18 protein-coding genes, 2 tRNA genes and 1 pseudogene are annotated in these 19,373 nt (G+C 72.9%); 7 read left to right on the top strand and 14 right to left on the bottom strand.

Features of this window, described 5'->3' with window-relative positions:
- The first annotated feature begins 67 nt into the window (after positions 1-67).
- The gene (locus ACFV0O_RS06265) at positions 68-967 is read left to right on the top strand and encodes a phosphoribosylaminoimidazolesuccinocarboxamide synthase (protein WP_380337030.1); all 900 of its coding nucleotides are present in this window, start codon (positions 68-70) and stop codon (positions 965-967) included.
- 50 nt (positions 968-1,017) lie between these two features.
- Here the strand turns inward: ACFV0O_RS06265 and ACFV0O_RS06260 are convergent, their stop codons facing one another.
- The 7 genes from ACFV0O_RS06260 to ACFV0O_RS06230 all read right to left on the bottom strand — a co-directional run bounded on the left by ACFV0O_RS06260 (position 1,018) and on the right by ACFV0O_RS06230 (position 5,674).
- Complete coding sequence (locus tag ACFV0O_RS06260; RefSeq protein WP_380337027.1) at positions 1,018-1,638, bottom strand: response regulator transcription factor; 621 nt, start codon at positions 1,636-1,638, stop codon at positions 1,018-1,020.
- A 77-nt stretch (positions 1,639-1,715) separates the two neighbouring features.
- Positions 1,716-2,933 carry a sensor histidine kinase gene (locus tag ACFV0O_RS06255; protein ID WP_380337214.1) on the bottom strand — a complete coding sequence of 406 codons (1,218 nt, stop codon included), beginning with the start codon at positions 2,931-2,933 and terminating at the stop codon, positions 1,716-1,718.
- Positions 2,934-3,029: 96 nt separating this feature from the next.
- A complete protein-coding gene (locus tag ACFV0O_RS06250) occupies positions 3,030-3,857 on the bottom strand; it encodes an ABC transporter permease (RefSeq protein WP_380337024.1) in 828 nt (275 codons plus the stop codon).
- The gene (locus ACFV0O_RS06245) at positions 3,854-4,864 is read right to left on the bottom strand and encodes an ABC transporter ATP-binding protein (RefSeq protein WP_380337021.1); all 1,011 of its coding nucleotides are present in this window, start codon (positions 4,862-4,864) and stop codon (positions 3,854-3,856) included. The genes ACFV0O_RS06250 and ACFV0O_RS06245 overlap by 4 nt, the downstream gene beginning before the upstream one ends.
- Before the next feature lie 151 nt (positions 4,865-5,015).
- Positions 5,016-5,091: transfer RNA gene (locus tag ACFV0O_RS06240), tRNA-Gly, on the bottom strand.
- Between the two features lie 39 nt (positions 5,092-5,130).
- Positions 5,131-5,203, bottom strand: a tRNA-Gly gene (locus ACFV0O_RS06235).
- A gap of 153 nt (positions 5,204-5,356) precedes the next feature.
- Positions 5,357-5,674: an Lsr2 family protein gene (locus ACFV0O_RS06230; protein ID WP_030056585.1), complete on the bottom strand. Its 318-nt coding sequence runs from the start codon at positions 5,672-5,674 to the stop codon at positions 5,357-5,359.
- 467 nt (positions 5,675-6,141) lie between these two features.
- On the opposite strand from ACFV0O_RS06230, the gene purS reads away from it, so the two are divergent.
- From purS to ACFV0O_RS06210, 4 genes are all read left to right on the top strand, one after another.
- Complete coding sequence (gene purS, locus ACFV0O_RS06225; RefSeq protein WP_049654013.1) at positions 6,142-6,396, top strand: phosphoribosylformylglycinamidine synthase subunit PurS; 255 nt, start codon at positions 6,142-6,144, stop codon at positions 6,394-6,396.
- Complete coding sequence (gene purQ / locus ACFV0O_RS06220) at positions 6,393-7,070, top strand: phosphoribosylformylglycinamidine synthase subunit PurQ (protein ID WP_380337017.1); 678 nt, start codon at positions 6,393-6,395, stop codon at positions 7,068-7,070. Before purS ends, purQ begins: the two co-directional genes overlap by 4 nt.
- Positions 7,070-9,340, top strand: coding sequence for a phosphoribosylformylglycinamidine synthase subunit PurL (gene purL, locus ACFV0O_RS06215; RefSeq protein ID WP_380337014.1), 2,271 nt, complete (start codon positions 7,070-7,072; stop codon positions 9,338-9,340). Before purQ ends, purL begins: the two co-directional genes overlap by 1 nt.
- Positions 9,341-9,406: 66 nt before the next feature.
- Positions 9,407-10,222, top strand: coding sequence for a sterol carrier family protein (locus tag ACFV0O_RS06210; RefSeq protein WP_380337012.1), 816 nt, complete (start codon positions 9,407-9,409; stop codon positions 10,220-10,222).
- 281 nt (positions 10,223-10,503) lie between these two features.
- On the opposite strand, the gene ACFV0O_RS06205 is transcribed toward ACFV0O_RS06210, so the two are convergent.
- Positions 10,504-11,298, bottom strand: coding sequence for a DUF3152 domain-containing protein (locus ACFV0O_RS06205; protein ID WP_380337009.1), 795 nt, complete (start codon positions 11,296-11,298; stop codon positions 10,504-10,506).
- A 282-nt stretch (positions 11,299-11,580) separates the two neighbouring features.
- On the opposite strand from ACFV0O_RS06205, the gene ACFV0O_RS06200 reads away from it, so the two are divergent.
- Positions 11,581-12,000, top strand: a complete 420-nt coding sequence (locus tag ACFV0O_RS06200; RefSeq protein ID WP_360260130.1) for a DUF3151 domain-containing protein — start codon at positions 11,581-11,583, stop codon at positions 11,998-12,000.
- Between the two features lie 91 nt (positions 12,001-12,091).
- On the opposite strand, the gene fbaA is transcribed toward ACFV0O_RS06200, so the two are convergent.
- Positions 12,092-13,114 (bottom strand): class II fructose-bisphosphate aldolase, encoded by a 1,023-nt coding sequence (fbaA, locus tag ACFV0O_RS06195; RefSeq protein ID WP_380337006.1) that lies wholly within the window; start codon positions 13,112-13,114, stop codon positions 12,092-12,094.
- A 363-nt stretch (positions 13,115-13,477) separates the two neighbouring features.
- Between fbaA and ACFV0O_RS06190 the strand changes: the two genes are divergently transcribed.
- On the top strand, positions 13,478-14,203 hold the full coding sequence (locus ACFV0O_RS06190) for a DedA family protein (RefSeq protein ID WP_380337003.1): 726 nt from the start codon (positions 13,478-13,480) through the stop codon (positions 14,201-14,203).
- Between the two features lie 172 nt (positions 14,204-14,375).
- On the opposite strand, the gene pyrE is transcribed toward ACFV0O_RS06190, so the two are convergent.
- From pyrE to ACFV0O_RS06165, 5 genes and pseudogenes are all read right to left on the bottom strand, one after another.
- The gene (gene pyrE, locus ACFV0O_RS06185; protein ID WP_360260136.1) at positions 14,376-14,912 is read right to left on the bottom strand and encodes an orotate phosphoribosyltransferase; all 537 of its coding nucleotides are present in this window, start codon (positions 14,910-14,912) and stop codon (positions 14,376-14,378) included.
- A gap of 43 nt (positions 14,913-14,955) precedes the next feature.
- The gene (locus tag ACFV0O_RS06180; RefSeq protein WP_380337000.1) at positions 14,956-16,038 is read right to left on the bottom strand and encodes a hypothetical protein; all 1,083 of its coding nucleotides are present in this window, start codon (positions 16,036-16,038) and stop codon (positions 14,956-14,958) included.
- A 99-nt stretch (positions 16,039-16,137) separates the two neighbouring features.
- Entirely contained in the window at positions 16,138-17,670 is a 1,533-nt protein-coding gene (locus ACFV0O_RS06175; RefSeq protein ID WP_380337211.1) for a polyamine aminopropyltransferase, read from the bottom strand.
- A gap of 307 nt (positions 17,671-17,977) precedes the next feature.
- Entirely contained in the window at positions 17,978-18,508 is a 531-nt protein-coding gene (locus ACFV0O_RS06170) for a DUF2617 family protein (protein WP_380336997.1), read from the bottom strand.
- Positions 18,509-19,009: 501 nt separating this feature from the next.
- Positions 19,010-19,364: pseudogene (locus ACFV0O_RS06165) on the bottom strand (aminotransferase); the annotation flags it as partial.
- Between the last annotated feature and the right edge of the window lie 9 nt (positions 19,365-19,373).

Here is a 19,373-nt window from a genome sequence, read left to right as displayed (position 1 = left end):
CGGGGGCAGTGACCTCCCCTTTCGCAGTGCCCCACGCCCGCGAACGACCCCTGAGGACTGAGACACCTTGAGCGGATTTGTCACCAAGCCCGAGCCGGTCCAGGTGCCCGGCCTGGTCCACCTGCACACCGGCAAGGTGCGCGACCTCTACCGCACCGAGTCGGGTGAGCTCGTCATGGTCGCCAGCGACCGGACGTCCGCCCACGACTGGGTGCTGCCGAACGAGATCCCCGACAAGGGCCGCATCCTCACCCAGCTCTCGCTGTGGTGGTTCGAGCGGATCGAGGACATCGTCCCCAACCACGTGATCTCCACCGAGGTCCCGGCCGGCGCCCCCGCCGACTGGAAGGGCCGCACGCTGGTCTGCCGGAGCCTGGAGATGATCCCGGTCGAGGCGGTCGCCCGCGGCTACCTGGCCGGCTCCGGCCTGACCGAGTACGAGGAGAGCCGCACGGTCTGCGGCATCGCGCTCCCCGAGGGCCTGGAGAACAGCTCCGAGCTGCCCGCCCCGATCTACACCCCGGCGCTCAAGGCCGAGGTCGGCGAGCACGACGAGAACGTCCCCTACGAGGAGACCGCCCGCCGGATCGGCGCCGAGCTGGCCAACCAGCTGCGCCGCACCACCCTGGACGTCTACGCCCGCGCCCGCGACATCGCCCGCGACCGCGGCATCATCCTGGCCGACACCAAGTTCGAGTTCGGCCTGTCGGACGGCGAGCTGGTGATCGGCGACGAGGTGCTCACCCCGGACTCCTCGCGCTACTGGCCGGCCGACGAGTACCGGCCGGGCCGCTCGCAGTCGTCCTTCGACAAGCAGCTGATCCGCGACTGGCTGGTCTCCCCGGCCTCCGGCTGGGACCGCTACAGCGAGCAGCCGCCGCCGGCGCTGCCCGCCGAGGTCGTGGAGAAGACCCGGTCCAAGTACATCGAGGTGTACGAGCGGCTGACCGGCACCACCTGGCAGTGACCCCATGACGCCTGCGGGCGCGGCTGCTCAGCGCCCGCGGGCGCGGCTGCTCAGATCCAGCCGTGCTCGCGGGCGATCCGCACCGCCGCGTGCCGGTTCTCCGCGCCCAGCTTGGTGGCCGCCGAGGACAGGTAGTTGCGGACGGTGCCCTGGGAGAGCGCGGCCCGGGCGGCGATCTCGGCGATCGGGGTGCCGTCGGCGGCCAGTTCCAGGACGTCCGTCTCGCGGGGCGTCAGCGGGGTCTCGCCCGCGCTGATCGCGTCCGCCGCCAGCTCCGGGTCGACGTACCGGCCGCCGGAGCGCACGGTGCGGATGATGCCGGCCAGGTCCGCGGCCGAGACGGTCTTGGGCAGGAAGCCGCGCACCCCGACCTCCAGCGCCCGCTTCAGGTAGCCGGGACGGCCGTGGCCGGTGACGATCATGCAGCGGCAGTCCGGCAGCAGCCGGCGCAGTTCGGCAGCCACCTCGATGCCGTCCCTGCCGGGCATCTGCAGGTCCAGCACCGCGACGTCGGGCCGGTGCGACTGCGCCATCGCCAGCGCCTCCGGGCCGGAGCCGGCCTGCGCGATCACCTCGATGTCGTCCTCCAGCGAGAGCAGCGCGGCCAGCGCGCCGCGGATCAGGTGCTCGTCGTCGGCGAGCAGGACGCGGACGGGCGCGGTGTCGGTCATCGGTCGGCACTTCCTCGGTTCGCTCGGTTCGCTCGGGTCGGTCGGTTCGCTCGGGTCGGCCGGGGCGTTCGGCCCGCTCAGTCCGGCAGCGGAACGGTGGCGAGCATCCGGAAGACGCCCGTCCCGGCCGTCGGCACGGTCAGCTCGCCGTCGTGGGCGGCGAGCCGCTCGCGCAGGCCGCGCAGCCCGGTGCCACCGCCCTGGGAGGGGAGCGGGACGGCGGGCACCCCGTCGTTCTCCAGCTCCAGCACCGCCCGTCCGTCCTCCCGGCGCAGCCGGATCAGGCAGCGCTCGGCCTCGCTGTGCCGCAGCACGTTGGTGGTGGCCTCGCGGATCACCCAGCCGAACACCGACTGGACGTGCGGCGGCAGTCCGTCGGCGTCCTCGCCGAGGTCGATCTCGCAGGTGACGTCGGCGGAGCGGAGCACCGCGCGGGCGCCGATCGCCTCGGCGTGCAGGTCGGCGGTGCGGTAGCCGCGGATGACGTCGCGGACCTCGCGCTGCGACTCCTGGGCGATCCGCTGCACCTCGACCATCTGGTCGGCGGCCTCCGGGCGCCCGCGCTTGGCGAGCTGGACGGCGAGCTCGCTCTTCAGCGCGATGGTGGTGAGGTTGCGGCCCATCACGTCGTGCAGGTCGCGGGAGAAGCGCAGCCGCTCCTCGGCGACGGCGAGCCGGGACTGGGTCTCGCGGGCGCCGTCCAGTTCCCAGACCACGGCCGTCAGCCAGGCGAAGCTGCGGCAGCTCGCCGCGATGAAGGGCATCCCGAGCAGGGTGCCGATCAGCTGTCCGGCGGTGGTGGCGGCGCTCAGCCCGGCCAGGACCATCGCCGGGGCGATCAGCAGGGCGAGGAGGACGGCGGCCGGGGCGGACCACCACAGCCGCAGGCCGATGGAGATCGGGCCGTAGGCGACGATCAGCAGGACGGTGGTGACCAGGACGGTGGACGGCGGAGCGCCGGTCCCGTCCGCCGTCGGGCCGGTCAGCAGCAGGGCCCAGGTGCCGGCGACGGTGACCGCGCCGTTGATCACGAGCCAGCGGCGGTGGTCGGCGGGCCGTCCGAGGTAGTGGTCGAGCGAGGTCCGGCAGGCCCGGAGGCCGACCAGCGTGGTGGCCAGCGAGACGGCCAGGGAGACCCGGGCGGAGCCGGCCGAGTACTGGTCGAGGTGGGCGCCGAGGCTGAGCAGCGCCGTCGGCACCGCGGCCAGCGGCATCAGGTAGATCGACCAGCGGAAGTAGATCTCGGCGCGCTGGGGTTTGCCGAAGCCGCGCCACCTGCGCAGCGGTGAGCGCATGTCCACGTGCTGTCCCCCCGGTCCGACCATGATCCTGCTGCTGCCTTCATATCAGAGGTCGAACGGGGGGCGGTCCTTCGGATTGCCGACGATCGCTCAGCGGCGGGGCTCCCAGCGGAAGTAGCGCACCGCGCCCCAGACCGCGAGGCCCAGCCAGACCGTGCCGGTGACGAGGTGCGGGGCGGCGGTGCCCCAGCTGCCCACGAAGTCCGTCGGCGCGGCCGAGCCGTCGGTGCCGAACCAGCCGACCCGGATCAGCTGGAAGGCCGGGGTGGTCGGCAGCAGCCGGCAGGCGTCGGCCAGCTGCGAGGGCATGACCTCCAGCGGGACGAACAGACCGGAACCGAACTGCATGACCAGCATGACCGGCAGGGTGGTGATGCCCGCGCTCTCCACGGTCTTGGTGAACGCGCTGGACAGCGCGGCCAGGGCGATCATGGTGCCCAGGATCAGCACCAGGCCGACCAGCATCAGCAGCGGGTTGACCGGCATGGTCAGGTGCAGGCCGAGGCCGCCGCCGACCCCGATCAGGGCGGCCATCAGCAGGCCGAGGGCGAGCGAGGGGACGGCCGTGCCGAGCATGATCTCGATGTCCCGGGCCTCGCCGGTGCGCAGCCGCTTGAGTACCAGTTCGCCGCGCCGCCCGACGTACGCGGCGGTCAGGTTGTAGTACACGACGAAGGCCAGGACCATCCCGACCGAGCCGTAGACCAGCATCGAGTCGACGTCCAGACCGGGGTTGTTCTCGGCCTGCTTCTCGAGGATCCCGCGCAGCGAGCTGATCAGCACCACCGGCAGCACCACGGCGGTGAACAGGGCGGTGCGGTTGCGCAGCAGCAGGGTGGCCTCGGCGCGGCCGAGGGAGAGCAGGCGGCCGGCGGTGGTGCTCGGGGCACCGGTGGCGGCGTTGGCGGCGGTGGTCATCGGGCGGATCCGATCAGGCGGCGGCGGGCGGGACGGGCGGGGGCGGCGGGTGCCTGCGGCGGGGCCTGGTGGGCGGCCTCGGACGCGATGGCGAGGAAGGCCTCCTCCAGCGAGGCGCTGCGGGCGTCCAGGGCGCCGAGCACGACGCCGTGGTGGTGGGCCCAGCCGAGCAGGTCGTGGAGGGTCTGCTGGAGGGCGGTGGTCTGCACGGTGACCTTGCGGCCGTCGACGGTGACCTCGGCCGGGGCCAGCAGGGGGAGCGCGGCGCCGGCGAACTCGGGCAGCTCGAAGGAGATCCGGGACGGCCGCCCGGCGATCACCTCGGCGACGGTGCCCGCGGTGACGACCCGGCCGCCGTGCATGACGGCCAGCCGGTCGGCCAGTTCCTCGGCCTCCTCCAGGTAGTGCGTGGTGAGCAGCACGGTGGTGCCCTGGGCGCGCAGGTCGCGGACCAGTCGCCAGACGGAGGCGCGCGCCTCGGGGTCGAGGCCGGTGCTGGGCTCGTCCAGGAACAGCACTTCCGGGCGGCCGAGCAGGGCCATCGCGAGGTCGAGCCGACGTCGTTCGCCGCCGGACAGCTGCTTGACCCGGACGTCGCGGCGGTGGCCTAGGCCGACCAGCTCCAGCGCCTCCTCGACCGGGCGGGCGCCGCTGGTCATCCCGGCCCAGGCGCGGCCGGTCTCGGCGGCGGTGAGGTCGCCGGGGAAGCCGCCCTCCTGGAGCATGATGCCGATCCGCGGGCGGACGGCGGCGCGCTCCTGGTGGGGGTCGTGGCCGAGCACCCGGACGGTGCCGTCGCTGGGGGCGGCCAGGCCCTCGATGAGCTCCATGGTGGAGGTCTTGCCCGCACCGTTGGTGCCGAGCAGGGCGAACAGTTCGCCGCGGCCGACGGTCAGGTCGACGCCCCGGACGGCGTGGTAGCCGGTGGCGCCGCTGCCGTAGTGGCGGTGCAGGCCGGTGACCTCGATCACGCTGTCGGTGGGGCGGGAGGGGCTGCTCGTTTCCATGCCCCAAGCCTTCCGCCGCCCCGGCCGCGCGGGCAGTGCGCGCCGTCATGACATCGCGGTGGGGATCCACGGGTCGGCGATGACAAATGTCATGGGGGATTTCGGGGCGGGAATGCCGAAGGGCCCCCTCGATCGAGGGGGCCCTTCGTTTTGGAGCGGACGACGAGATTCGAACTCGCGACCCTCACCTTGGCAAGGTGATGCTCTACCAACTGAGCCACGTCCGCAGGTCAAACTATTGAGTTGTGCTGTGCTCGCGCACTGCGAGCGGACGACGAGATTCGAACTCGCGACCCTCACCTTGGCAAGGTGATGCTCTACCAACTGAGCCACGTCCGCACGGTGCCTGGTGGGGCACCCGCCGCCTCTTCGGATCTCTCCGTTGCGGCGACGAGGAATACTCTACAGCATCGTTCGGGGTGGTCGCCCCACCCTTTCGGTCCGGGCGGGCGGGGCGACCGGAGGGGGCGGGTGCCCCCCGAGCCGCGAGGGTCAGTTCGCCTCGGCGAACGCCTCGTACACGTGCTTGGGGATGCGGCCGCGGGCCGGCAGTTCCATGCCGCGGGACAGGGCCCAGGCGCGGACGGCGGCCGGGTCCGGGGTGAGGGCGGTGCGGCGGAACGACTTTCCGGTGCGGCTCTGGCGGCGGCCGGCGGCGACGAACGGAGCGAGGGCCTCCCGCAGCTTTTCCGCGTTGTCCACGGACAGGTCGATCTCGTACGACTTCCCGTCGACGCCGAAGTGGACGGTTTCCGCGGCGGCGCCGCCGTCCAGGTCGTCGGAGAGCGTGACAACTACACGCTGAGCCATGGGTGTCAATCCTCTCGGGCAATTCGGCCACCGGTCCGCGGGGGTACGCCCGGGGCCTGATGTGCACCAACTCGCGCAAGCGCATACGGGCAGGCCGGACGGCCCGCCTGATACGCAGCACTTGCCGCGACAGGTGGCCCTATTCTGCACCCGAAGGGGGTCGAAATCGAAGAGTCCGGCATTCTTTTCCGGATATTCACGTGTCTTCGCGGGACTGCCGGATACGGTGTGCAGGACGGGCGGATCTGTCCCCAAGTGCCGTTTTCGGGTGTTCTTCGGAGGCGCTCGTTCCGGGTGCCGAATCCGCGGAAACCGGCAGCCCCGGACGGGGGGTCGGGGGCCCGGATCCCTTGTGGCGTAAGGGGCCCGGGTCTACGCGCGTCGCTATCCCCGGCCAGCAATCCTGCCCGAAACCACCGGTAGTCTGGAGTTCCCCCGCCTCACCGAAGACACCACCGGGAGTGCCAGTGGCACGCGTCGTAGTCGACGTCATGCTCAAGCCGGAGATCCTCGACCCCCAGGGACAGGCGGTGCAGCGTGCACTGCCCCGTCTCGGATTCACCGGGATCGCCGACGTCCGCCAGGGCAAGCGTTTCGAGCTGGATGTGGAGGGCCCGGTCGACGACGCGGCGCTCGCCCGTATCCGCGAAGCCGCCGAGACCTTTCTCGCCAACACCGTGATCGAGGACTTCACCGTCCGGGTCGAGGAGGAGGGCAAGTGACCACCCGCGTAGGCGTCGTCACTTTCCCCGGCTCCCTCGACGACCGCGACGCCCAGCGGGCGGTCCGCCTCGCCGGCGCGGAGCCGGTCGCCCTCTGGCACCGTGACAAGGATCTCCACCAGGTCGACGCCGTCGTCCTGCCCGGCGGATTCAGTTACGGCGACTATCTGCGCTGCGGCGCGATCTCGCGGTTCTCCCCGGTGATGGAGACCGTCATCGAGCAGGCGAAGCTCGGAATGCCGGTGCTCGGTATCTGCAACGGCTTCCAGGTGCTCTGCGAATCCCACCTGCTGCCCGGCGCGCTCACCCGCAACGACTCGCTGCACTTCATCTGCCGCGACCAGAAGCTGCGCATCGAGAACGCCGGCACCGCCTGGACCCGGGATTACTCGGCGGGCCAGGAAATCGTCGTCCCGCTGAAGAACGGCGAGGGCCGCTTCGTCGCGGACACGCACGTCCTGGACGAACTGGAGGCGGAGGGCCGGGTGGTGGCCCGTTACCTGGACGTCAACCCGAACGGTTCGTACCGCGACATCGCCGGCATCACCAACGCCGCCGGCAATGTCGTCGGCCTGATGCCGCACCCGGAGCACGCCGTGGAGCCGCTCACCGGTCCGACCACCGAGGGCCTGGGCTTCTTCACTTCCGTCCTGAAGCAGCTGGTGAACGCCTGATGAGCCTCGACACCGTCAAGAACGCCGAGCAGACCCCGGACGCCGCCCAGCCCTGGGCCGAGCTCGGCCTCAAGGAGGACGAGTACGCGCGCATCCGGGAGATCCTCGGCCGCCGCCCGACCGGCGCCGAACTCGCGATGTACTCGGTCATGTGGTCGGAGCACTGTTCGTACAAGAGCAGCAAGGTCCACCTGAAGCAGTTCGGCCAGAAGAAGCCTGCCGCCGGGACTCCTGGGGCTGACGCGATGCTCGTCGGCATCGGCGAGAACGCCGGTGTGGTCGACGTCGGTCAGGGCTACGCGGTCACCTTCAAGGTCGAGTCGCACAACCACCCGTCGTACATCGAGCCCTACCAGGGCGCGGCCACCGGCATCGGCGGCATCGTGCGCGACATCCTGGCGATGGGCGCCCGCCCGGTCGCCGTGATGGACCCGCTGCGCTTCGGTGCGGCCGACCACCCGGACACCCGGCGCGTGCTGCCCGGGATCGTCGCGGGCATCGGCGGCTACGGCAACTGCCTGGGCCTGCCGAACATCGGTGGCGAGGTCGTCTTCGACTCCTGCTACCAGGGCAACCCGCTGGTCAACGCGCTGTGCGTGGGCGTCATGAAGCACGAGGACATCCACCTCGCGCAGGCCTCCGGCGCCGGCAACAAGGTCATCCTGTACGGGGCCCGCACCGGTGGCGACGGCATCGGCGGCGTCTCGGTGCTGGCCTCCGAGACCTTCGACGACACCAAGCCGGCCAAGCGCCCGGCGGTCCAGGTCGGCGACCCGTTCCAGGAGAAGCTCCTCATCGAGTGCACCCTGGAGATCTTCCGGGAGAAGCTCGTCAAGGGCATCCAGGACCTCGGCGGCGCCGGTCTGTCCTGCGCCACCAGCGAGCTGGCCTCGGCCGGTTCCGGCGGCATGCGGATCGAGCTCGACACCGTGCACCTGCGCGACCACACGCTCTCGCCGGAGGAGATCCTCATGAGCGAGTCGCAGGAGCGCATGTGCGCGATCGTGGAGCCGGACAAGGTCGACCGCTTCCTGGAGATCTGCGAGAAGTGGGACGTCATCGCCAACGTCATCGGTGAGGTGACCGACGGCGAGCGCCTGGAGATCTTCTGGCACGGCGAGCTCGTGGTGGACGTCCCGCCGCGCACCGTCGCCCACGAGGGCCCGACCTACGAGCGCCCCTACGCCCGTCCGAGCTGGCAGGACGCGCTGCAGGCGGACGCCCCGACGGCCGAGCGGCTGGCCCGCCCGACCACCGGCGAGGGCCTCAAGGCCGACCTGCTGAAGGTCGCGAGCCACCCGAACCAGGCCTCCAAGTCCTGGATCACCGACCAGTACGACCGCTACGTGCTCGGCAACACCGTGCTCTCGGTCGGCGAGGACTCGGGCATGATCCGGATCGACGAGGAGACCAACCTCGGCGTCTCGGTCGCCACCGACGGCAACGGCCGCTTCGCCAAGCTGGACCCGTACACCGGCGCCCAGCTGGCCCTGGCCGAGGCGTACCGCAACGTCGCGGCCGGCGGTGCCAAGCCGCTCGCCGTCTCCGACTGCCTCAACTTCGGCTCCCCCGAGGACCCGGACGTGATGTGGCAGTTCGCCGAGGCCACCCGCGGCCTGGCCGACGCCTGCCTGGTGCTCGGCACCCCCGTCACCGGCGGCAACGTCTCGCTGTACAACCAGACCGGCGAGGTCGCCATCCACCCGACCCCCGTGGTCGCGGTGCTCGGCGTCATCGACGACGTCACCCGGCGCACCCCGACCGCCTTCGCCGAGGAGGGGCAGCTGCTCTACCTGCTCGGCGACACGGCGGACGAGCTCGGCGGCTCGGCCTGGTCCCAGGCGGTCCACGAGCACCTCGGCGGCCTGCCGCCCGCGGTGGACCTGGAGCGCGAGCGGCTGCTCGGCGACATCCTGATCGCCGCCTCGCGCGACGGCATGATCGACGCCGCGCACGACCTCTCCGACGGCGGTCTCGGCCAGGCGCTCGTGGAGAGCTGCCTCAAGGGCGGCCACGGCGCGCGGATCGTCGTGCCCGAGGGCACCGACCCGTTCGTCCTCCTGTTCTCGGAGTCGGCCGGCCGCGCCGTCGTGGCGGTGCCGCGCAGCGAGGAGCTCCGGTTCAACGACATGTGCACCGCGCGTGGCCTGCCGGCCACCCGGATCGGTGTCGTGGACGGCCAGGACCTGGACGTCCAGGGCCAGTTCAGCGTCTCGCTGGCCGAGCTGAAGGACGCCCACACCGGCGTCATCGAGGCCCTGCTGGGCTGATGCACGGCTCCCGAGGGGCGGGTGGTTCCTGGTGAACCGCCCGCCCCTCGGCGTATCTTGAGGCCCGTGCCAGCCAAGCCCAGGACGTACCAGCCGCAGAAGGTGAGCGCCGCGCTGGCGGCGCAGAACGAGGAGCTGCGTGCCGTCGTGCACGGGCTGACGGAGGAGGACCTGGACCGGCCGACCAGGCTCGGCTCCTGGCGGGTCCGGGAGTTGCTGGCCCACCTGGGCCTGGCGCTGGGCCGGCTGCCCGCCGCGGTGGACGGTCCGGTGCCGGACGGTCCGGTGCTCTCACTGGCCGGCTACGCGGCGCTGAGCCGGACCATGGCCGAGGCGGTCGACACCGCGGTGACCGAGCACGCGGCGACCGGCTTCGCGGGCCCGCCGGAGGAGGTGGCCGCCGCGTTCGACCGGGCGCTCGACGCCGTCCGGGCCGTGCTCGACCGGCCCGCGACGGCGGCACCCGGGCAGCGGACCGCCCAGGTCGTCGGTCGGCCGATGCTGCTGACCGACTACCTGGTGACCCGGCTGGTCGAGGCCGTGGTGCACGCCGACGACCTGGCCGAGGCGCTCGGCCGGGACACCTTCCCGCACGACCGCCAGGCCGTCGCCGCCGTCACCCGGATGCTGGCCGACGCCTTCGCGGACCGCGCCCCCGGTGGCGCGGTCGAGCTGCGGATCCCGCCGTACGCGGTGGTGCAGGCCGTCGAGGGCCCCCGGCACACCCGGGGCACCCCGCCCAACGTGGTCGAGACCGACCCGCTGACCTGGATCCGGCTGGCCACCGGGCGGACCGGCTGGGCGGCGGCGGTGGACGCGGCCGCGGTGTCCGCCTCCGGGGAGCGCAGCGACCTGCGGGCCCACCTGCCGGTGCTCGGCTGACCGGGGCGCCGGACCGCTGCCACGGGCTTCGGCGCAGCTGACCCGTCGGCGCCTCGGCGGTCCTGCGCAGCGGTTCACCGGTGGGCAGCGGTTCGTCGGTGAAGGCGGGGGCCGGCCCGGCCCGGTCTTCTGCGACCGCAGCAGCACGATGTCCCCCTCGCCCCTGGGCGTGGTCCGGGCGAGCGCCGCCGCGCCCTTGCCGGGGAGGAGCTCGGTCCGCCCGGGGCCGGGCGGACCGGTGGAGGCGCTGCGGAACGGGGCCGGGCGGACCGGTGGAGGCGTTACGGAACGGCGGGCCCGCTCAGGTAGGTGCCGTCCGCCGAGTACGGCCAGGCGTTGGGCGTGCAGCCCTTGAGGCCGTAGATCTGCTGCATCATCGCGGGCGCGGGCTTGCCGGGGGCGGGGCAGCCCTCGTGTCCGTGGCCGATCCGGTGGCCCACCTCGTGGTTGACGATCAGCGCCCGGTACTCGTCGATCGGTCCGGTGAACTGCGGTGAACCGGTGTTCCAGCGCTTGGAGTTGACGAGCACCTGGTTGCCGACGTTGCAGTTGACCTCGCCGTGGGTGTCCAGGCCGGAGGCGCCGCAGATCCGGTCCACGGTGCCGGGCGAGGCGATCTTCACAGTGAAGTCGTACGAGCCGCCGGCGACCAGCTGGAAGCCGTTCTTGCGGTCGTTGGTCCAGCCGCGGGGGTCGCCGAGGATGCCGTGGATCTGGGCGGCGGCGGCCGCGGCCTCGATCCCGATGCCGTCCTCGACCTCGACCCGGTAGCGGCGCACGTTGCCGCGGCCGACCGCCTTGGCGGTGGCGGGGGCGACGGTGAAGGTGCCCGCGCCCTTGGTGGGGCCGGGGTCCGGCCCGGTGGGCGTGGGCGTGGGCTCCGGGGCCGGTGGCGGCGTGGGCGTCGGGGCGGTGACCGGGGCCGGCGGGGGCGTTTCCACCGAGGCGGTCTCCTCGCCCGGTGGGACGGCCCGCGCCTGGGTGGTGGGCGTGGCGGCCGGCGTGCCGGAGGACCGGTTCAGCACCAGCGCGGTGGCACCCAGGAGCAGTGCGGTCACCACCAATGCCGTGAGCATGCCAGGGCCCACTCTTCGGCGCGGCCGGCGACGTCTGCGGCCGCCGTTTCGGTTCGGGGCTGCTCGCCTACCGGCGGGTCGGACTGCGGACACGATCGTCACCTTGGCATGGCGAACGGGTGAATGTCCATGTACCCGGTATGCAGATCACGGAGCGGGACCACCGGCCGGGCCGCGGCGGGACCGCAGGACGGAATCACGGGCCGCGGCCGGCGGACCGGTGGGCCCGCCGAGCACGGTGCGGCGGTTGACCCCTGCGCCTCGGGTGGCAGACTTCAGGGCATGGCGATCCACAGGAATCTTCTCGACGGTCCCGAACCGACCCTCCTGCCCGAGGAGGAGCGTCCCTACAAGATGCTGGCGGAGGAGTCGGCCTCACCGACCCAGGTGGCGGCCGAGTTCCCGACCTTCTGCCTGGCCTGGGCGATGCTCGCCGACGACGCCAACGCGGCCGGCCGGTACGTCGAGTCGTACGCCTACGCCCGCACCGGCTACCACCGCGGTCTGGACGCGCTGCGGCGCAACGGCTGGAAGGGCCACGGCCCGGTGCCGTGGGAGCACCGCGGCAACCGCGGCTTCCTGCGCTGCCTGGCGGCGCTCGCGCGCGCGGCCGGCGCGATCAAGGAGACCGAGGAGGAGGCTCGCTGCTGGCAGTTCCTGAAGGACAGCAGCGCGGAGGCGTACGCGGAGCTCAAGCAGTAGGACACCCGGACCCCGATGCACGGGTGCCCCCGGCGGAGGACCGCCGGGGGCACCCGTGTGCGTGCCGCGTCCGTTCACGCGGCCGCGGGGCTCACTTCAGGCGCTTGCCGGCCGAACGCAGCTGCTCGGCGGCCTCGACCACGCGGGCGGCCATGCCGGCCTCGGCGAGCTTGCCCCAGGTGCGCGGGTCGTAGGTGTTCTTCTTGCCGACCTCGCCGTCGACCTTCAGCACGCCGTCGTAGTTGGCGAACATGTGGCCGGCCACCGGGCGGGTGAAGGCGTACTGGGTGTCGGTGTCCAGGTTCATCTTCACGACGCCGTTCTCCAGCGCGGTGGCGATCTCCTCGGCGGAGGAGCCCGAGCCGCCGTGGAAGACGAAGTCGAACGGGTCGGTCTTGCCGTACTGCTTGCCGATCGCGTCCTGCAGCTCGCGCAGCAGCTCCGGCTTCAGCACGACGTTGCCCGGCTTGTACACGCCGTGCACGTTGCCGAACGAGGCGGCCAGCAGGTAGCGGCCCTGCTCGCCCAGGCCCAGGGCCTCGGCGGTGCGCACGGCGTCGTTGACGGTGGTGTACAGCTCGTCGTTGATCTCGTGGGTGACGCCGTCCTCCTCGCCACCGGTCGGGGTGATCTCGACCTCAAGGATGATCTTGGCGGCGGCGGCCTGGGCCAGCAGCTCCTGGGCGATGGCCAGGTTGTCGGCGAGGGTCTCGGCGGAGCCGTCCCACATGTGCGACTGGAACAGCGGGTTCTCGCCCTTGGCGACGCGCTCGGCGGAGACCGCCAGCAGCGGGCGGACGTAGCCGTCCAGCTTGTCCTTCGGGCAGTGGTCGGTGTGCAGCGCGACGGTGACGTCGTACTTGGCGGCGACGATGTGGGCGAACTCGGCGAGCGCGACCGCGCCGGTCACCATGTCCTTGTTGTGCTGGCCGCCCAGGAACTCCGCGCCACCGGTCGAGATCTGGATGATGCCGTCGCTCTCGGCCTCGGCGAAGCCACGCAGCGCGGCGTGCAGGGTCTGCGACGACGTGACGTTGATGGCCGGGTAGGCGAACTTGCCCGCCTTGGCCCGGTCCAGCATCTCGTTGTAGACCTCGGGAGTTGCGATGGGCATGCGATCCGCTCCTGTCGGGTTGCGGCGTACGGACGGTGCTGTCCGACGCTGTGTACGCCTTCGTGACGACTCGTGCCGGCCCGCCGACGCGCGGCGTTGCGGTGTGGCTCTCCGGCACCAGGCTTCGAGACGACCTCCGCGGTACGGCCATGAGGGTGGTGGGCCGCCGCGGACCGGACGCCTCGGCCATCTTCCCAGACTCGTGCCCGCAGGTCAGCAGTAGCCCGCCTGTCGGAATCCGGGCCGGCGCGGCGGGTGCGGTCGGTGGGGCGGGTGGGGCCGAACCCCGCGGCTGGCCCGGCCGTGAGCCCCCCGGTCCGGTACGCCCGCTCGCCCGCAAGGTACGCCCGCTATCCTGCGCCCGTGGACTACAACCAGCTGGCCGTCAACCTGCTCGACGCCAAATCCCTGATCTCGTCCCTCGGCGCCATCGGGCTGATAGCGATCATCTTCGCGGAGACCGGCCTGCTGGTCGGCTTCTTCTTCCCGGGTGACTCGCTGCTGATCCTCGCGGGCGTCGCCGCCTCGAACGCCGCCTCGTCGGTGCTCGGCGACGGTGCCAAGCTGCCGATCGCGGTGCTGCTCGTCGGCTGCCCGATCGCGGCGATCGCCGGCGCCCAGCTGGGGCACCTGATCGGTGCCAAGATCGGGCCGAAGATGTTCGACAAGCCCGACTCCAAGATCTTCCGCCGCGAGTACGTGGTGAAGGCGGAGGAGTACTTCAACAAGTTCGGCTCCGGCAAGGCCGTGGTGCTGGCGCGCTTCATGCCGATCATCCGCACCTTCCTGAACCCGGTCGCCGGCACCCTGGAGATGCCCGCCCGGACGTTCTTCCTGTGGAACGTCATCGGCGGTGTGCTCTGGACCGAGTCCATGCTGCTGATCGGCTACTTCTTCGGCGACGCGCTCGCCCCGGTGATCGACAAGTACCTGATCCCGGCGGTGCTGCTGATCGTGCTGCTGTCGATCTCGCCGATCCTGTTCGAGGTCATGCGCGAGCGCAAGAAGAAGAAGAAGAAGGCGGGCGGCGCCGACGACTCCGACGACACCGCGGCGCAGGCCGGCGGCGGTCGGCACCGGCGGGGCTGAGCGCCCGCCTCCCGCGCACGGCGAAGGGCCGGGTCCGTTCCACGTGTTTCACGTGAAACGGACCCGGCCCTCTGTCGTCCGCCGCCGGGCGCGGGCCGGGCCGGCCGGTTCGCTGCGGGGTGTGTTCGTGCGGCTTCCGTCGCGGGGATCGTCCCCGTGCGGGCCCCGCGGGTCAGAGACCCAGGTCGTCCAGGTCGTACGCGGTCACGTAGGCCAGACCCTGCTCCTCGACGGCACCCGCGCCGCCGCGCTCCACGATCACCGCGACGCCGACCACCTCGGCGCCCGCCTCGCGCAGCGCCTCGACGGCGGTCAGCACCGAGCCGCCGGTGGTGGAGGTGTCCTCGACCGCCAGCACCCGGCGGCCCTTCACCTCGGGGCCCTCGATCCGGCGCTGCAGACCGTGCGCCTTGCCGGCCTTGCGGACCACGAAGGCGTCCAGCTTCTGCCCGCGCGCGGCGGCGGCGTGCAGCATCGCGGTGGCCACCGGGTCGGCGCCCAGGGTCAGACCGCCGACGGCGTCGTACTCCAGGTGCGAGGTCGCGTCCAGCATCACCCGGCCGACCAGCGGGGCGGCCTCGCCGTCCAGCGTGATCCGGCGCAGGTCGACGTAGTAGTCGGCCTCCTTGCCGGAGGAGAGGGTGACCTTGCCGTGCACGACGGCCTTGTCCTTGATCTGTGCCAGCAGGGCGTCGCGGTCGTTGCTCATGAGCGTTCAGTCTAGGGCCTGACGACGCCCCCGGCGCTCCCGGCTAGCGGCGGCGCAGGGCCCTCACCAGCACCACGGCACCGCCCAGCAGCGCCACCGAGCCACCGATCACCCACGGCACCGCGCTGCGGCCGCCGGCGCCCGGCACCACGATCCCGCCCGCCTCGCCGCCCCAGCGGGACGCCGCCCGGGCCCGCGCGCTGCGGGCCGGCAGCGCCGGGGCGTACGGGCCGCGCGGCGGGGCGTGGTCCACCTCCTCGGCGGACCGGCCGACGATGCTGCGGCGCACCGGACCGGAGAGCACCGGCTCCTCCTCGTACGCGAAGAGCGGCTCGACCGGGATCTCCTCGGCGACGGCGTCCTGCTCCCCGGAGCCGTCCTCGACGTCGTCCACCGCCTCGGCGGCGTCGCCGTCGTCGTCCCGGTGGCCGGCGTCCTCGTCCTCGGCGTCCTCGACGTCGTCCTCGTCGTCCTCGTCGTCGGCGGAGCCGGTGGGGAGGCCGAAGCGCTCGGCGTCGGCGTCGGAGAAGGCGATCAGATCGGAGAGGTCGTCGTCGAGGTCGTCGCCGGGCTGGTCCTGGCGGTCCTCGATGAAGACCACCCCGGCGGTGCCGGCCGCGGAGTCCTCGTCCCGGTCCTGCTCCCGGTCGTCGTCCTGCTCGGCGTCCCGGTCCCGTACGTCCTCCGGGGCGACCAGGGCGGCCGCGAAGCGGTCCAGCAGCCGGCGGCCGGTGGCGTCGAGGGTCTCCTCGTCGAACTCGGTCAGCCGGCCGGTGGCGCTCAGGTCGCCGGTGAAGCGGATCACCGCGGTGCCGTCCTCGGCGCCGTCCGCGACACTGACCCGGACGGTGGCGGTCGCCTCGCCGCTGCCCCGGGCCTCCTCGCCCTCGGCGAGCACGGTCAGCACGCCCTCGCGGCCCTCGATCAGCGACAGCACGCCCTTGTACGTGATCGTGGAGCCGCCGATCCGCAGCTTCAGCCGCCCGCCGATCTCCGCGGCCGGCCCGCCCCCGACCGCCGCCGGTTCGGTGCTCAGCCCCGGCACACTCCGCGCCAGCAGCGCCGGATCCTGCAGGGCCTGCCTCACCGGCTCGGCGGGCATCGGGACGACAACCTCATGCTCCATGCCACGGAGCCTACCGACCCGAGCCCGCCCGGTCCCTACCCACCACCACCGGACTTTCCCCGCCCCACCCGCCCCGCCCCGCGGCCGGACGGTCCCGGGTCAGCGGGGGCTGAGGAGGGTGAGGGGGGCCGGGGGACGGCTCGGGCGGTGGGAGTCGAGGCGGTCGGCGGAGCCGCGGAGGGTGTCGGGGGTGAGCGCGCGGGGCGGCGGGGTGTCGGGCGCGAGGGTGAGCGGGGGGCGGGTGGCGGCGGCCAGGAGGTAGTTCTGCGCGGTGTCCGGCGGGCCGGGGCGGCAGGTGGCGTCGGGGCTGCCGGGGACGGCGTACGGCGCGGTCTGCAGTCCGACCGCCCGCAGGCCGGAGTCGATCCGCCAGAGGCCGTCCGGGTCGCTCCCGGCCCGGACGGCGATCCGGCCGCCGGGGGAGAGCAGCCGGGCGGCGAGGCCGTAGAACTCCTGGGAGTGGAACTTGACCGGGCCGCCGTCGGCCGGTGCGGGCAGGTCGGCGAGCACGACGTCGTACGGTCCGTCGCCGCCGGGGGCACCGGCGCTCGCGTCCGCGGCCGTACTGGTGCGCCCGTCCGGGTCGGCGCCGCGCAGCCAGGCCATCGGGTCGGCGGCGGTGGTGCGGACCCGGGGGTCGTCCAGGGAGTGGCCGCCGAGGGCGGCGAGCCCGGGGTCGCTGCGGGCGAGCCGGGGGAGCGCGGGGTCGGTGTCGACCAGCCGGACGGAGCGGACACCGGGGTGCCGCAGCACCTCCCGCAGGGCCAGCCCGTCGCCGCCGCCGAGCAGCAGGACGCGGGTGTCCGGGCCGGCGCCCATGGCCGGGTGGACCAGGCCCTCGCCGGCCCGGTACTCGTCGGGACCGCAGACCGCGAGCCGTCCGTCGAGGTAGAGCCGGACCGGGCCGCCGGTGGGGCCGGTGAGCACGATCTCCTGGTACCGGCTGCGGGTGGCGTAGCGGACCTGGTCGCCGTAGAGGGCGTGCCGGGCGGCGCGTTCGACCGCGTCGGAGCCGGCCGCGGCGGCGGCGAGCAGGGCGAGGACGAGCAGGCAGCCGGCCCAGAGCAGCCGTCGTACCCGCGGTGCGGGCTCCTCCCGGAACAGCCAGAGGACGACGGCGGAGCCGGCCACGGCGTTCACGGCGCCGGTGAGCAGCGCGCCGTCGCCGGGGCCGAGCGCGGGCAGGATCAGGAAGGGGAAGGCGAGGCCGCCGATCAGCGCGCCCACGTAGTCGGCGGCGAACAGGTCGGCCGCGGCGCGGCCGGCGTCCTCGCGGCGGATCCGCTGGACGAGGGTCATCAGCAGGGGGATCTCGGCGCCGATCAGGATGCCGATCACACAGGTGAGGCCGACCATGGCGGCCTGGTAGCGGCCGAGCCAGGCCCAGCTGGAGTAGAGCGCGAGGACGGAGAGCCCGCCGGTGAGGGCGAGTGCGCACTCGACGAGGGCGAAGGCGGTGGCGGGCCGGCCGGTGAGCCGTTTGGCGAGCAGCGAGCCGAGGCCCATCGCGAACACCATGACGGAGAGCACGACGGAGGTCTGGGTGACGGTGTCCCCGAGCAGGTAGTCGCCGAGCGCGACCAGTTCGAGCTCGTAGACCAGTCCGCAGGCCGCGCAGACGAACGCGGCCATCAGGACGGTCAGCCGGGCGAGCCGGGGGCAGGAGCGCAGCCGGGATCGACGGCGGGCGGGCAGTGGGGCGAGGCGGTGCCCGGGCCGGGGTGGGGTGCCGTCGTCGAGGTCCACTCGCGGGCGTGCGGGCGGACTGGCCGGATGGTTGATCACGAACAAACGCTAGGGGACGTACGGGACGGATAGCTGCGCCCATCCGACGGACAGTGGACGACGTCGGATTGACGAACCGTTCCTGCGTACGATTCGCAGGCCTGCGCTTGGCAGCGTATGTCCGGATCGGTGCTTCCGCCCGGGCTCGCGGCGGTCACGGACCCGACACCACGAGCGAGGAGCGGGTGCACACCAGCTGCCCCTCCTGCGGGTAGGCGTGCCAGGTCCGCCAGAGCAGGCGGTCGGTGCCGCCCTGGGTGACGAGTGCGGTGAAGGCGCTCGGGTCGCCGGGGAAGACCCCGGCGAGGCCGCGCGGGTGGCCCTCGACCAGGGCCAGCAGTTCCTGGGCGCGGGCCGCGAAGTCGTGCGGCGGCAGCGCCTCGATCCGGGCGGCGAACTCGTACTCCCAGCCGCCGACCTGCTTGGCCACCCGGGCCGGCAGGGGGGTGCGGCGACCGGGCAGGCAGGCGACGGTCTCCAGGCACCGGCCGGGGCCGGCGTCGATCACCACCTGGTGCGAGGCGCCCAGCAGCCGCAGCTGGAGGGTGCCGGTCGGGCCCGGGCCGCCGCCCCCGTCGAGTCTCAGGTCGCGGACCGCGAGAGCGGGCAGCGGGTCGCCGCCGAGGCACCAGGCCAGGTCACCGGCGCGGGTGTCCGTGTAGGAGGTCTGCAGTGTGGTGAGCATGCTCGGCTCCGCGTTTCAGCTCCGTGCGCGCCCGCCGAGCAGCACCGAGTAGGCCTAGGCGATGGCGAGGCTGTTCGTGGCTGTGCGGCCCTGGGCGCGGCCGACCGTGGAAGGAAGGATTCCGGCTGGAGATTCAGCAGCAGAGAAGCATGAATACGCCGAGCCCGCCGGTGATTTACCCAACTTTGTCAAGCATTCACCGTTTCGAGCACACCTGCTCCCCGACTCTGATCGACCCGGTGTGCGACTCTGCACAGCGCGCGCCCCTGTCACCGGGTCACGCGCCGTGCGCGCCGGTTGTGCGCCCTCCGCGCGCATCACACTCCGCTGCCCTCCGCGCACGGGGCGGAGAGAGCGGCGGAGAAGTGTCGGACGGGCTGCCGGGTGTCCGGCCGTGGCGGCAAACGATCAGGCCGGCCAGGTCAGTTGATGATGCCTCAGAATCGCCTTCGAGGTGGGGTCGCTGCCGGATGAAGGGCGTGAAAGGGGGCGCGCGAGCCCTCAGGGGCGCTGCAGACGGGACGCGGCCTCCTGGAGGACGTCATCCCTTTTGCAGAAAGTGAAGCGGATCAGGCTACGGCCGGCGTCGGGTTCTCGGCCATGGCGTGCCGGCCCTGCCGCACCGGCTCCTCGGGGGCCTGCTCACCGGAGCGTTGTGGGCGGACTTCCTGATGAAGTCCGTGCCCTCGGGGTTGAAGACCTCGAAGCCGTCGGCGAGCAGGTCGCGCTTGCGGAGCAGGTCGGCGCGGAACGCGTCGAGGTAGTCGTCGGGCAGCCGCAGCGCCTCGGCGACGGCGTACCGGAACGGGCCGGCTCTGACGTACGTGAGGTACTGCTCGGCCGTGCGCACGGCCGAGCAGTAGCG

The organism is Kitasatospora sp. NPDC059577 (assembly GCF_042735475.1).
Classification (GTDB): Bacteria; Actinomycetota; Actinomycetes; order Streptomycetales; family Streptomycetaceae; genus Kitasatospora.
This window is presented reverse-complemented; position numbering and strand designations above follow the sequence as displayed.